The sequence below is a fragment of the Phyllobacterium sp. 0TCS1.6A genome (genome assembly GCF_026420825.1).
GTDB lineage: Bacteria > Pseudomonadota > Alphaproteobacteria > Rhizobiales > Rhizobiaceae > Phyllobacterium.
The window spans coordinates 400,700-413,920 of sequence record NZ_JAPMAB010000001.1 but is presented as its reverse complement, the minus strand read 5'-3'; the positions used below and the strand labels follow the sequence as shown (position 1 = coordinate 413,920).

The 13,221-nt window shown below is 60.4% G+C and carries 15 protein-coding genes; 2 read left to right on the top strand and 13 right to left on the bottom strand.

Translation table 11 applies throughout. The features are described 5' to 3' along the window. Positions 1 to 4: 4 nt before the first annotated feature. From phnD to phnG, 9 genes are all read right to left on the bottom strand, one after another. Positions 5 to 916 carry a phosphonate ABC transporter substrate-binding protein gene (gene phnD / locus OSJ75_RS01950; protein WP_250014380.1) on the bottom strand — a complete coding sequence of 304 codons (912 nt, stop codon included), beginning with the start codon at positions 914 to 916 and terminating at the stop codon, positions 5 to 7. 69 nt (positions 917 to 985) lie between these two features. Next, positions 986 to 1,819 carry a phosphonate ABC transporter ATP-binding protein gene (gene phnC, locus OSJ75_RS01945; RefSeq protein WP_267226560.1) on the bottom strand — a complete coding sequence of 278 codons (834 nt, stop codon included), beginning with the start codon at positions 1,817 to 1,819 and terminating at the stop codon, positions 986 to 988. 97 nt (positions 1,820 to 1,916) lie between these two features. Continuing rightward, positions 1,917 to 2,531 carry a DapH/DapD/GlmU-related protein gene (locus OSJ75_RS01940; protein WP_267226558.1) on the bottom strand — a complete coding sequence of 205 codons (615 nt, stop codon included), beginning with the start codon at positions 2,529 to 2,531 and terminating at the stop codon, positions 1,917 to 1,919. Next, positions 2,528 to 3,241, bottom strand: a complete 714-nt coding sequence (gene phnL / locus OSJ75_RS01935) for a phosphonate C-P lyase system protein PhnL (protein ID WP_267226555.1) — start codon at positions 3,239 to 3,241, stop codon at positions 2,528 to 2,530. The genes OSJ75_RS01940 and phnL overlap by 4 nt, the downstream gene beginning before the upstream one ends. A 9-nt stretch (positions 3,242 to 3,250) precedes the next feature. Next, entirely contained in the window at positions 3,251 to 4,027 is a 777-nt protein-coding gene (gene phnK, locus OSJ75_RS01930; RefSeq protein ID WP_267226553.1) for a phosphonate C-P lyase system protein PhnK, read from the bottom strand. Further along, entirely contained in the window at positions 4,024 to 4,902 is an 879-nt protein-coding gene (locus OSJ75_RS01925; protein WP_267226551.1) for an alpha-D-ribose 1-methylphosphonate 5-phosphate C-P-lyase PhnJ, read from the bottom strand. Before OSJ75_RS01925 ends, phnK begins: the two co-directional genes overlap by 4 nt. Further along, complete coding sequence (locus tag OSJ75_RS01920; protein WP_250013507.1) at positions 4,899 to 6,008, bottom strand: carbon-phosphorus lyase complex subunit PhnI; 1,110 nt, start codon at positions 6,006 to 6,008, stop codon at positions 4,899 to 4,901. Before OSJ75_RS01920 ends, OSJ75_RS01925 begins: the two co-directional genes overlap by 4 nt. A 3-nt stretch (positions 6,009 to 6,011) precedes the next feature. After that, a complete protein-coding gene (phnH, locus tag OSJ75_RS01915; protein ID WP_267226546.1) occupies positions 6,012 to 6,623 on the bottom strand; it encodes a phosphonate C-P lyase system protein PhnH in 612 nt (203 codons plus the stop codon). Then, a complete protein-coding gene (gene phnG / locus OSJ75_RS01910; protein WP_267226544.1) occupies positions 6,624 to 7,100 on the bottom strand; it encodes a phosphonate C-P lyase system protein PhnG in 477 nt (158 codons plus the stop codon). 81 nt (positions 7,101 to 7,181) lie between these two features. Between phnG and phnF the strand changes: the two genes are divergently transcribed. Next, entirely contained in the window at positions 7,182 to 7,934 is a 753-nt protein-coding gene (gene phnF, locus OSJ75_RS01905; protein ID WP_267226542.1) for a phosphonate metabolism transcriptional regulator PhnF, read from the top strand. Between the two features lie 6 nt (positions 7,935 to 7,940). Here the strand turns inward: phnF and OSJ75_RS01900 are convergent, their stop codons facing one another. Beyond that, the gene (locus OSJ75_RS01900; RefSeq protein WP_267226539.1) at positions 7,941 to 8,555 is read right to left on the bottom strand and encodes a pyridoxamine 5'-phosphate oxidase family protein; all 615 of its coding nucleotides are present in this window, start codon (positions 8,553 to 8,555) and stop codon (positions 7,941 to 7,943) included. Between the two features lie 135 nt (positions 8,556 to 8,690). Here OSJ75_RS01900 and OSJ75_RS01895 point away from each other — a divergent pair, with 135 nt between their 5' ends. Then, positions 8,691 to 9,635 (top strand): sugar kinase, encoded by a 945-nt coding sequence (locus tag OSJ75_RS01895; protein ID WP_267226537.1) that lies wholly within the window; start codon positions 8,691 to 8,693, stop codon positions 9,633 to 9,635. Here the strand turns inward: OSJ75_RS01895 and OSJ75_RS01890 are convergent. The 3 genes from OSJ75_RS01890 to OSJ75_RS01880 all read right to left on the bottom strand — a co-directional run bounded on the left by OSJ75_RS01890 (position 9,622) and on the right by OSJ75_RS01880 (position 13,214). Then, positions 9,622 to 10,641 carry an aldose epimerase family protein gene (locus OSJ75_RS01890; RefSeq protein WP_267227026.1) on the bottom strand — a complete coding sequence of 340 codons (1,020 nt, stop codon included), beginning with the start codon at positions 10,639 to 10,641 and terminating at the stop codon, positions 9,622 to 9,624. The two genes, OSJ75_RS01895 and OSJ75_RS01890, sit on opposite strands and share 14 nt — an antisense overlap. Positions 10,642 to 10,657: 16 nt before the next feature. Continuing rightward, positions 10,658 to 12,115, bottom strand: a complete 1,458-nt coding sequence (locus tag OSJ75_RS01885; RefSeq protein ID WP_267226535.1) for an NAD-dependent succinate-semialdehyde dehydrogenase — start codon at positions 12,113 to 12,115, stop codon at positions 10,658 to 10,660. Between the two features lie 142 nt (positions 12,116 to 12,257). Further along, complete coding sequence (locus OSJ75_RS01880) at positions 12,258 to 13,214, bottom strand: AEC family transporter (RefSeq protein WP_267226533.1); 957 nt, start codon at positions 13,212 to 13,214, stop codon at positions 12,258 to 12,260. Between the last annotated feature and the right edge of the window lie 7 nt (positions 13,215 to 13,221).

Sequence of the window (13,221 nt, the reverse complement as noted above, 5' to 3'; positions counted from 1 at the left end):
AATATCAGCCGCCGATCTGCGCCTTGCGAGCGTCGATGATGGGCTGATAGAACTCGGTGTTGACCTCGGTATAGGCCTTGAAATCCCCACCCATGGTGGCGGCAAAGCAGGCCGGATCGGTCTTCGGCAGATCAAGCATGAATTTCTTGAACTTCGACTTCATGTCGGCGTCGAGCGACGTACGCACGACGATCGGGCCATTCGGGATCAGAGGCGACTTCCAGACTTCGACGAAGTCCTTCATGTCGATGATGCCCTTGTCGACCATCTTGCGCAGATTGCCGGATGTGTAGCCTTCGCTGAAGTCGCCGACGCCCGAACCGAAAGTGGTGCCGACATCGAACTTGCCGTCCTTGACGGCCAGGACGAGATTCTCGTGGCCACCGCCGAAGCCGGTTTCACCGAAATATTCCTTGACCGGCGCCTTGATATCCTTGGGCAGCGACGTGACCGGGATCAGGTAGCCGGACGTCGAATCCGGATCGGCAAATCCGAGCTTCTTGCCCTTGGCGTCGGCGAGCGTCTTGATCCCGCTATCCTTGCGGGCAACCATGATCGAGTAATAGCCGGTGGCGCCATCGGTCTGGATCGTGGTCAGGATCGGTTCCACCGCCTTCGGGTCTGTCAGGTAGATCTTGGCAAAGCCGGATGCACCGAGTTCGGCATAATCGAGCGTGCCGCCGAGAAGCCCCTGGATCACGCCGTCATAGTCGGTCGCCGGGAAGAGCTTGACTTCCTTTACGCCGATCGCCTTGGGGAGCTGGTCGACGATGCACTGGTAATTGCGCAGCCGGTCGGCTTCGTTCTCGCCGCCGATGATGCCTACGCGGAAGGTTTCGAGGTTTTCCGCACGCGCAATCGAACCGGCGAACATTGCGCCAAGCGCGATGGCGCTGAGCAGTGCCTTCTTGAACAACATGATCTTCTCTCCTGTCAAACGGTGTTTTTGATGTGACTTTTGCTATTTGAAGCGAGCGGGCGACGCCTATCGCGCCGCCAGAATCGCCTCTAGTTCCGGAATTGGTTTCGGCGCTTCCACTCGGATTTTCGTCGATGTGATCGACTCCGAATAAGCGTCCTTGACGCCATCGACACCATAGATGCGGCGGGCGGCCGCCTCCGTCAGATCGTCCGGCGATCCATCGAACACAACACGTCCAGCCTGCATACCAATGATCCGCTCGCAGAAATTGCGCGCCGTATCGAGCGTGTGCAGGTTGGTGATGACCGTCAGTCCCTCTTGCTCATTGATATCGCGCAGCGATTGCATCACGACTTGAGCATTGCGCGGATCGAGGGAAGCAATCGGTTCATCGGCCAGAACCACTTTCGGCTCCTGCATCAGCGCCCGGGCAATCGCCACGCGCTGCTGCTGACCACCGGACAACGTTCCTGCCCGCTGCAAGGCGGTCTTGGCTATATCAAGCCGTTCGAGGGCGGCGATCGCCATCGCCCGCTCCTGGCGCGAGAACATGCCGAGGAAGCTTGTTACCGTGGAACGATGGTTGAGCCTTCCGAGCAGGACGTTCGTGAGGACATCCAGGCGCGGCACGAGGTTGAACTGCTGAAAGATCATCGCGCAGTCGCGCTGCCAGCGGCGGAGCCGCGCGCCGCGGAGCTTTGCCACGTCGACGCCGTCGAACACGATGGAACCCTCGGACGGATCGACCAGCCGGTTGACCATGCGCAGCAAGGTCGATTTTCCAGCGCCCGATCGACCGATGACACCCACCATCTGGCCCTGCGGTATCTCTAGGTTCACGTCGTCGATAGCCACGAATTTTCCGAAGCGGCAGGTGACGTTCTGAAGTCTCAGCATGGCTCTACCTCTATTGTACTCGGGAGTCCTAGAGGTGTTTCATGAAGACGCGATGTCACTTTTGTTTCAATGAGATGACGATTGCGATACAGTTTTCTTACACGCCGTGCCGGTCCAGAAACGCGTCGATCGGCAAGGAACGGAAATCATCGAGGCATGCCCTGAGTTTGCCATGGCTCCAATCCCACCAACTGAGTGCTTCAAGTCGCGCCGCAGTCTTGTCATCGAAGCGATCCCGGATCTTGCGTGCCGGCACACCGCCGACAATCGTGTAGGGATCGACGTCGCGGCTCACCACGGCCCCTGCACCGATGACCGCCCCATTGCCCACCCGCACGCCCGGAAGGATCGTCGCGCCATGCCCGATCCAGACATCGTGGCCGATTGTGACCTGATTGGCGCGGCGCCAGTCGAAAAAGCCTTCGTCCACCTGCGCATCGTCCCAATAATCCGATGAGCGATAGGTGAAATGATGCAAGGTGGCGCGCCATGTCGGATGATTTGGAGCGTTGATGCGCACATTTGACGCGATATTGGCAAATTTGCCAATCGTAGCGCACCATGCCGCCCCATCCTGCATGATGTAGGAATAGTCGCCAAGACTGGTGTCGATCATCCGGCAGCGTTCGGCAATCTCCGTATAGCGGCCAAGTTCGCAATCGCTGACCGACGCCGTCTCGTGGATGGTCGGTGTTTCCGACAGGCGCGTCATGCTGCAACTCCGCCGCGGCTGGAAAAGGCAGTGACGTCGATAATCCGGTCGGCCACCGCTTCCCGCACGTCCTCGTCGTGGAAGATGCCGAGCATTGCCACGCCGTCCTGCTTTTTATTCCGGATCATGGAAATGACCACGCTGCGGTTTGCGGCGTCCAGCGAAGCTGTCGGTTCGTCGAGGAGAAGAATGGGATGATCGGTGATGAACCCTCGCGCGATATTCACGCGCTGCTGTTCTCCACCTGAGAAGGTCGCAGGTGCCAGGGTCCACAGCCGTTCTGGCAGGTTGAGCTGACCGAGAAGTCCGGCGGCCCTGTCCCGTGCCACCGCCCGGTCGATGCCGCGCCCCACCAGCGGTTCGGCGACGACGTCGATCGCGGCGACGCGCGGCACGGTCCGCAGAAACTGGCTGACATAGCCGATGAGATCACGCCGGATGCTGAGCATCGTCCGCGGATCGGCCTGGGCAAGATCGATGAGACGCCCGCCAGAAGGCGCGATGATCTGCCCCTTGTCCACGGCGTAGTTGCCGTAGATCATCTTCAGGATCGAGCTTTTTCCAGCGCCGGAGGGCCCGCCCAGCACGGCGCATTCCCCTGCCCGGATCGAAAAGGAGACGTTTTCCACGACCGGCAACAGAAGCCCGCCCTGCAGGTGCATGGTGAAGCTCTTGGCGACATCGGAAACGACAAGTGGTGTTGATGACATTGGGCTGTCCTAGACTTGCAGGATGGAGGAGACGAGAAGCTGCGTATAAGGCGCCTGGGGATCGTCCAGCACCCGGTCGGTGAGTCCGGTCTCCACCACGACGCCGTCCTTCATCACCATCATCCGGTGCGACAGCAGCCGTGCGACGGCAAGATCATGCGTCACGATGATTGCCGCCAGACCGAGGTCGCCCACGAGCCCGCGAAGCAGGTCGAGCAGCCGCGCCTGGACCGATACATCGAGCCCCCCGGTCGGCTCGTCCATGAATACCAGCCGCGGCCCGGTGACGAGGTTGCGGGCGATCTGCAATCTCTGCCGCATGCCGCCGGAAAAAGCTCTCGGTTCGTCGTCGATGCGGTCGGAAGCAATCTCGACCCGTCCGAGCCAGTCCGTTGCCGTGGCGCGAATATTGCCGTAATGCCTGTTGCCGATGGCCATGAGCCTTTCGCCGACATTCGCGCCGGCCGAAACGGTCATTCTCAGCCCATCGGCCGGATTCTGGTGCACGAACCCCCAATCGGTTCGCATAAGGAAACGGCGTTCCGCCTCGCTCAAGCGATAGAGATCGCGAAATTCACCATCCCGCATGCGGTAGGACACCGAACCGGCCGATGGTGCCAACCGGGTGGCGAGGCAGTTCAGCAAGGTCGTCTTGCCTGAACCGGACTCACCCACGACGGCCAGCACCTCGCCGGGATAGAGCTCGAAGGAAATGTTCTGGCAGCCGATGCGGCTCCCGTAGAATTTGGAAAGCCCATTGACTTTCAGAAGTGGCATATCGCTCATTCCGCTGCCTCCGCTTGCGGGGAAAGATGCCCGCGATGTCCCTGTGCCTGGCGATCCTCACAGAAATCCGTGTCCGAACAGACGAACATGCTTCCGCCCTTGTCATCGAGGACCACCTCGTCCAGATAGGCGCCCTGCGCCCCGCACAGTGCGCAGGGCTGCGCGAAGGACTGCACGGTGAAGGGATGGTCTTCGAAATCCAGGCTCACCACTTCCGTGTAAGGGGGAATGGCGTAGATCCGCTTTTCCCGCCCGGCGCCGAAAAGCTGCAGAGCCGGGGAATTGTGCATCTTGGGATTATCGAACTTCGGCGTTGGCGATGGATCCATGACATAGCGGCCCTCCACCTTTACCGGATAGGCATAGGTCGTGGCGATGTGCCCGTGACGGGCAATATCCTCGTAGAGCTTGACGTGCATCAGGCCGTACTCCTCGAGTGCGTGCATCTTGCGCGTCTCGGTCTCCCGCGGCTCCAGGAAGCGCAGGGGCTCGGGGATCGGCACCTGGTAGACGAGTATCTGGCCCGCCTGCAGCGCGACTTCCGGAATCCGGTGCCGCGTCTGGATGATGGTCGCTTCGGCCGTCCTCGTCGTAACGGCGACGTTTGCGGTCTTCTGGAAAAAGGCCCGTATCGACACTGCATTGGTCGTATCATCCGCACCCTGATCGATGACCTTCAGGCGATCATCGGGGCCAAGCACGGCAGCCGTCACCTGGACCCCGCCCGTGCCCCAACCATAGGGCATGGGCATTTCCCGGGAAGCGAACGGAACCTGGTAGCCGGGGATGGCGATGGCCTTGAGGATCGCGCGCCGGATCATCCGTTTGGTCTGCTCGTCCAGATAGGCGAAATTATAGGTGGCAAATTCGGTCACTCTGCAGCCTCGCTCGCTTGATTGGCGGTCGTCCGTTCCAGCCCCTGCTCGGCGCGCATCATGCGCACCAGATCGAGCTCCGCCTGGAAATCGACGTAGTGCGGGAGCTTCAAATGCTCGACGAAGCCGGTGGACTGGACATTGTCGCTGTGGGAAATCACAAACTCCTCATCCTGAGCCGCGGCGGTAATGTCTTCGCCGAGTTCTCGAGCGCGCAGGGCCCGGTCGCATAGCGCCATGGACATCGCCTTGCGCTCGCTCTGCCCGAATACGAGCCCATAGCCGCGCGTGAACTGCGGCGGTTGCTTGCTGGACCCCTTGAACTGGTTGACCATCTGGCACTCCGTCACCTGGATACGCCCGAGTGTCAGCGGGAAATCGAGCTCGGCCACTTCCAGTTCGACATCGACCTCGCCGATTCTGATTTCGCCTGCAAATGGATGGCTGCGGGCATAACCGCGCTGGGTGGAATAGGCGAGACCGAGCAGAAAGCCTTCGTCACCGCGCGCCAGCGCCTGCAGACGAAGATCCCGCTCCAGCGGAAATGCCAGCGGTTCGCGCGTCAGATCACCGATTTCCTGCTCTTCCGGCATGGAACTATCGGGCTCGATCATTCCATCGTGCCCAAGAATATCGGTAACGCGCGGCGTCGATTGGCGGGCCGGCTCATCGCGCCTCTCGCCGGCGGGAACGGGCTCGTCCGCCGCAAGTTCAGGATCCAGCAAACGATGCGTGTAGTCGAATGTCGCTCCCAGCAACTGCCCGCCCGGCAAATCCTTGAAAGTCGCCGAAATGCGCCGTTCGATCAGCATTTTCGCGGTTTCGAGCGGATTGGAGTAGCCAAAACGCGGCAGTGTCGTGCGGTAGGCGCGCAGCAGGAAGATCGCCTCGATCATGTCGCCCCGCGCCTGCTTGATCGCTAGCGCTGCCAGCTCCGTATCGAAGAGCGAGCCTTCGGCCATGACGCGATCGACCCCGAGCGCCAGTTGCTGGGCGATCTGGTCGAGACGGATCGCGGGCACGGACCGATCGCCTCGGCGACGGTCGGCAAGCAGCCGGTGCGCGTTATTGATGGCCTTTTCGCCACCCTTTACAGCCACATACATGGATCAGGACTCCCTTCTCGTGACCCGCGTGGTGCGGGGGAGCGCAGCAAGCCTGTCCTTGCCGGCAAAGATCAGATCGATGCCACGCGGAAAAGCAGCACGATTAGCCGCCCACTGCTCGATGAACAGCCGCGGCAGATGGCTCGGCGCAAATAGGGTCGATTCTTCGATGCCCGGCCCCCTGAGTTCAAACTGCTCCGCGCCGTCAAATCCTTCGACCTGAAGTATCAGCGTTGTCGATTGATCGGGATATTCGGCGGTTCCCTTGGCGAATGCCTCGAACGACGGCATGGCGTCGATATCCGTTACCAGGGCGAAATCGGCCTGCCCCGCCTCGGACGACAGCATCATGCCGGTCTGGAACCGCAACCATCCGACAGCGGCATCCGACTTGCTGATCGGCTTGTCGCACCAGACGATCGTATCCTGGTCGAACAATGTCGCAGCTATGCTCGCTGCCAAGGGCGAAAGCGGCGCAGGAGGCGTTGCACGCGGATCGACCGGCACGATACGACCCGGATTGGCCATGGCGTCTATGACGGCGCGAAAGACAAACTGCGCGTCGAAGACAGCGTCCGGAAATCCGCCTTCGAACATTTGTGTCTGCGGCTTCATTCAATCGTCCCCTCTTACCATCGTGAAAAAATCGACCTTGGTGGCAGCAGCCTCAGAGGTTCGCCGTGACTGATCCTCGTCCAGCCGGCGGGCGATCGGCCGGAGAACTGAGGCTTCCACCGCGTCGCGCGCCTCCGGCGTTTGCCAGAGTGCGTCGAAAACCGCCGCAAGACGCACTTTCTCGCGATCCCGCCCCAATGCGTAGGCGTGGCCCACCATGCCAGTGCCAAGCCTGACCGTTGCGCGCGTCACGGTCGCCTCGCCCAGATTGAATGGCGCACCGCCTCCCCCGATACGGCCGCGCAACATCACAAGTCCGGTTTCCGGACGACGAAGTTCCTCGATGCTGGGCTTTGCCGGCCAGGCGTCCCATCGCTCCTCGAGCTCAATCCGTGTTGCCTGAGCAAGCAAAGCCATGGCGGATTTTCGCGCCAGGTCGGGCGCGGCCTTCGCTTTTTGAACGTCGGGGTTTTTCATTTGACACCTCCGGTAAATTTGTCTACTTATCTATACAACTAGACAATATACTTCCTTATATCTGTGGTCAATGACAGGAGCATGACAGTCGTGCCGGCAAACAACCTCATAACGCGCAATAGCGGGGTCGCGATCTGGCGACAGATCGCGGACCAGATCCGCGGCGATATCAGCGAAGGCAAGCTGGAGACCGGCGCGCAACTGCCACCGGAAATGGAATTGTCGCGGCGCTTCTCCGTCAACAGGCACACGATCCGCGCGGCAATCGCTGCATTGACCAATGAAGGCGTGCTGAGAGCCGAACAGGGGCGCGGCACCTTCGTCGCCAACAACCGCAAGCTGCTCTACCGAATCGGTTCGCGGACGCGCTTTTCGCAGACGCTGGCAGCGCAGGTCCGGGAAACCAGGGGCGCCCTGCTCGGGCAGCGGCTTGAAACACCAAGCGCCGAGATAGCAAAAGCGCTGAATGTGAGCGATGGAGAGGTCATCCGGATCGACACCACGCATTCGGCCGATGGCAATCCCATCTCCTGCGCCACGGCATGGTTCGATGCGAAGCGGTTTCCCAATATTGCCGATGATTATCGCGCATCTGGATCGATCACCGCGGCGCTGAGAGCCGCAGGCGTCGATGATTATCTTCGTCAGTCAACCATCATCGCCGCGCGGCATGCCGATGCCGAGGACCTGCGCCATCTGCGCCTTTCACCGGGCGCGATCGTCCTCGTCTCCACAGCCATCAACGTCGATATGAATGGACAACCTATAGAGTATGGTCAGACACGCTTTGCGGCCGATCGCATGGAGATCGCCATCGATCATCCTGCGCAGTGAAGCGCCTCACCACATCGTTTTCGCCGCGCGCTCCGGCCATTCACGGTCATAATTCTCGCCGCCGACCCGATTTTCGCTTAGGGCCGCCAGAATTTGGCCAGGTGTCGGAAACTCCCTTGGCGAGCGATGTCGTTCCGGATTCCAGAGTTCCGAGCGTATGAGCGCCCGCGCGCACTGGAAATACGCCTCTTCGACATCAATCACGGTGACGGAGCGCGGCGCCTTGCCATCGACATTGAAGCTTTCGAGCAGTGCCGGTTCAGTCTCGATATAGGCCTTGCCATTGACGCGGAATGTGGTGGTCAGGCCGGGAATGAGAAATAGCAGCCCGACGCGCGGGTCGCGGACAATATTCCGCAGGGAATCGATTCGATTGTTGCCGCGCCGGTCCGGCATCATCAGCGTATTCGCATCATGAACACGCACAAAGCCCGCCAGGTCGCCGCGCGGCGAACAATCGAGGCCTTCCGGTCCACTGGTAGCAAGGGCGACAAAGGGCGAGGCCTCGATGAGCAGGCGATATTCCGGCGTGATGTGGGCGGCGACCTTGGCTGTCGATGCCTCGGTGACGCCGGCATCATAGATCGCTTCCAATTGCTCGATCGTGGTAACCCGTGACATTCGTTTCTCCCTTGCTTGCCTTCGCCGACTAACACGCCTTCACGAACCGATTGTGACACGCGGCCCGTTTTAGCCCATGACAGCGGCAACCAGCTAGTATATCAGTTCGCCCCAGTACGGAAGAAAGAGGTTCACATGGGCGGTTTTGCTGCAATCGGCGAATGTATGATCGAGCTTTCCGGAGCAAATGGCGACCAATGGCGCATGGGCTTTGCCGGAGACACGCTCAACTCCACCTGGTATGTACGCGCCCTCGCCCCGGCAGATTTCCCGGTCGATTATGTCACCGCCTTCGGCGACGATCCCTTCTCGGACAAACAACGCGCATTCCTGGCGGAGAACGGCATCAAAACAGCCCACAGCCCCACCATTACCGGCGCGCGCCCCGGGCTCTACGCGATCACGCTCACGGAAGCGGAACGGTCCTTCACCTATTGGCGCAGCGATTCGGCGGCGCGTCAGCTCGCGGATGACATGGATGCGCTCCAGCGCAGCCTTGAGGGGCGGAGGATCATCTATTTCTCCGGTATAACAATGGGCATATTGAGTCCAAGGGCGCGCCAGAACCTTATAAGCGCCGTCAGCGGCGCCCGCCGACTTGGCGCAACGGTCATATTCGATGCCAATTATCGGCCGCGCCTGTGGGAAAATGCCGAAACGGCGAAGCAGGCACTGAGCAATGCCTTCCACGTCTCGGACATCGCGCTTCCGACCTTTCCGGATGAAAATGCTCTTTTCGGCGACCCGACGCCCGAGGAGACAGCAGCCAGGATCGCGAGCTACGGCGTCAAGGAAATCATCGTCAAGGACGGCACCGCTCCGGCGCTGGTCGTCGAGAACGGCCAGCAGACGAGCGTGCCTGCGATTGCCGCACGGGCGGTTGACACCACCGGCGCTGGCGACAGTTTCAACGGCGCCTACATTTCGGCCCGCGTCGCAGGAATGGATCCGGTGTCTTCAGCTGCGGCGGCGCATCGTGTAGCCGCGCGGGTAGTCGAATATCATGGCGCGCTTGCGCCCATGGAGGAGGCGCGGAAGGCGTTCGGCGTCATTCCGGTGGATCAGACTAATTCCGCCTGAAACTATATTTCGTCATTTGACGGTAAGCCTGGTCCGGGCGCAGTACGGCTTGTGGAAAATACGGATAATGCGTGGCGTCCGGCCAGCTTTGGGCTTCGAAACAGAGGCCGGCGTAGTTCTCATATGGCTGGCCGGTCAGGCCGATCGGCGGGCGCCCGCCAAGCGTGTTGGCTGCGTAGAACTGCACGCCCGGCTCGGTCGTCAGCACAGACATCTCAATGCCTGAGCGGGGTCCCCGGACCGAAGCGACCTGCCGCAGGGGCTGCTTCTGGCTGGAGAGGCAGAAATTATTGTCGTAGACGATCTGGCGGCCGTCCTGCTCCATCCGGACAGGCCGAGCCACGCGGAAATCATGGCTGGTTCCGGCAACCGGCACAACACGCCCATCCGGAAGAAGGTCGGCGTCGACCGGCAGAAAGGCGTCGGCCGCGATCATGACCTCGTGGTCGAGCGCGTCGGTCGCTCCGCCATCTTCCAGATTGAAATAGCTGTGATGGGCGAGATTGCAGATCGTCGGCTTGTCCGTGACGGAATCGAGTCGCACGACCAATGTGCCTTTGGCTTCCAGCATATAGGTGCAGGTAATGGTGAGATTCCCCGGAAACCCGCCCTCCCCATCGGTAAGGGTGATGGTGAGCGTGACATAATCCGGCCCGACCGCCACCACCTGCCAGACGCGCTTGCCTGCGCCGGTGCTGCCGCCATGAATATTGTGCAACCCTTTGAAGTTCTTCTCGAGTTCAAAGGTTGCGCCGTCGAGCACAAGTTCGCCATTGCGTATCCGATTGATCGAGCGCCCGATCGTCGCACCAAGATAGGGCGAATATGCCGGGTAATCCTCGAAATTCCGATAGCCCAGCACCAGGGGATGTTCATGCCCTTTCAGACGCAGGTCCTGGATGACTGCGCCCCAGGTGAGGACCCTGGCGGTCAGTCCACCACCGGAAATAGTGATGCGGTGGACAGGCTCGCCAGACGGCGCATGGCCGAATATTTCGGTTTCCATCATGCCGATCTCTTGATCAGAGCCCGAGACCGCCAAGGCAGACATATTTGGTATCGAGATAATCCTCGATGCCCTGATGACCGCCTTCCTTGCCGAGTCCTGATTCCTTCACGCCGCCGAACGGAGCTTCGACCGTCGTGATCAGGCCCTCATTGATGCCGACCATTCCGTATTTCAATCCCTCGGAGACACGGAACGCCCTGCCGAGATCCTGTGTATAGAAATAGCTGGCGAGACCGAACTGCGTGTTGTTTGCGAGGTCGATTGCTTCCTGTTCCGTCTCGAACTTGTAGACCGGAGCGACGGGGCCGAATATCTCTTCCGAGGTGAACAGCATGTCGACCTTGGCGTCGCCAATGACGGTGGGTTCAAAGAAGCTGCCGCCGAGCGCATGGCGCTTTCCACCCGTGACGATCTTCGCGCCCTTCTTCTTCGCGTCATCGATGAATTCTTCTACCTTCTGAACGGCCTTTTCATCGATCAGCGGCCCTTGCTGCGTGCCGGATTCCAGTCCGTCACCGACCTTGAGCTTGTCGGTGGCAGCCGCGAACTTCTCGACAAAGCGGTCATAGATGCCGGCCTGCACCAGGAACCGGTTGGTGCATACGCAGGTTTGGCCGGAGTTGCGGAACTTGGCCATGATCGCACCTTCGACCGCGCGGTCGATATCCGCGTCGTCGAAGACGATGAATGGAGCGTTGCCGCCAAGCTCCATCGAAACCTTCTTGACCGTATCAGCTGCCTGCTTGATGAGAATCTTGCCGATTTCCGTGGAGCCGGTGAAGGTGATCTTCCGCACCAGGGGATTGCTGGTGAGCTCGCCGCCGATCTCGGTTGCCGAACCTGTCAATATGTTGACGACACCTTTCGGGATACCGGCCTCCTCGCACAGCGCGCCCCAGGCAAGTCCCGAATAGGGCGTCTGCGTGGCGGGCTTCACCACAACCGTGCATCCGGAGGCCAAGGCGGGGCCGATCTTGCGCGCCAGCATGGATGACGGGAAATTCCATGGCGTGATCGCGCCAACGACGCCGACCGGTTCCTTCGTGATCATGATCCGCCGGTCGGCCCATGGTGAAGGAATGACGTCGCCATACATCCGGCGGGCTTCCTCTGCGTACCAGAGAATATAGGCGGCGGACATGCCGACTTCGCCCTTGGACTCTGCCAGGGATTTTCCCTGCTCCATGGTCAGGAGCTCGGCAAGTGCGTCCTGATTCTCAAGGATGAGATCGTGCAGCTTGCGCATGAGCTTGGATCGCTCCAGCACCGAAGTCTTGCGCCAGGACTTGAAGGCCTCGGCGGCGGCATCGATAGCCCGTTGCGTCTCGGCCTTGCCCGAATTCGGAATCGTGCCGATCTTCAGCCCGGTCGCGGGATTGATGACGTCGATCGTCTTGCCTGAATCTGCCGCGACCCACGCTCCGTCGATGAGATTGGCCTGCTTCATGAACTGGCTGGATTTCTGCAACATCATAGTCTCCCTGAATTCTGAGGGTTATGGTCCTGGTAGCGTCCGTACTGGATGAACCTTAATTGCTGTCAGCAAAGCCGCCTGGTCGGGGCCATCGGTACCCTGCTCTTTTTCCGCGAAAGCTGCAACGGGGCAAACCGTCCTAGCCGTAGATATGGGTGACGACGAATATCCAGAACAAGAGGCTTGCTGCGGAAAGACCCGTGGCCATCACCATGGAATTGGAAGCGAGCGCCTGGCCGGTGCCGAATCGCGTCGCGATGAGATATGAGTTGACGCCGGCTGGCAGGCCCGCCGATACCACCGCAATTTTCGCGGTAAACGCCGGTAACCCCAGCAGCAGCACGGCGCCGAGCACCGCTGCCGGCATGATCATCAGCTTGATCACGGACATGGCGAGGCCCGCGGCGATATTGCCCGAAACACCGAATTTCTTCAGGCCCATTCCCATGGCGAAGAGCGCAACCGGACCGGCCACGCTGGCCAGCGTGCCGATCAGCGCATCGACGGTCTGCGGCATGGGCAAACCTGCGAATCGCCAGATCCAGCCGCCCAATATCCCCAGCACGAAGGGATTACGCAGCAGGCTCGTAAAAAAGGATCGCACTACCGCGGTGAAACTATGTTCTCCATCGAACACCTTGTCGCGGCGCAGCGCGACTTCATGCAGGCAGATCGATGCGGCCATCATGATGGGCATGTGAACGGCGACGATCAGGGACAGGACTGCAAATCCCGGCTGTCCGAACACGCCGAGTACGAGCGGCATGCCCAGAAAGACGAGATTGGAGAACGAGCCGGAAACACCCGCGACCACCCCGGCTCGATTGTCGCGCCCGAACAGGAGTTTGATCGCAATATCCGAGGCAGCCCATGCAATCGTGACGCCGCTGAAATAGGCGATCCACAGCCCCCATGGCGCAGTGCCATGGAAATCGGCAGTGACCATCGTGCGGAAGAGCAGCAATGGCGCAGCGATCATGAACACGAATTCGGACAGCCCATCGCCCACGCGCTCATCCAGCAACTTGAAGTGTGCAGCGGCGTAAGCGATGGCAATCACACCGAACACAACGAGAATTGTCTGAACGAGGCCCATCGCCATC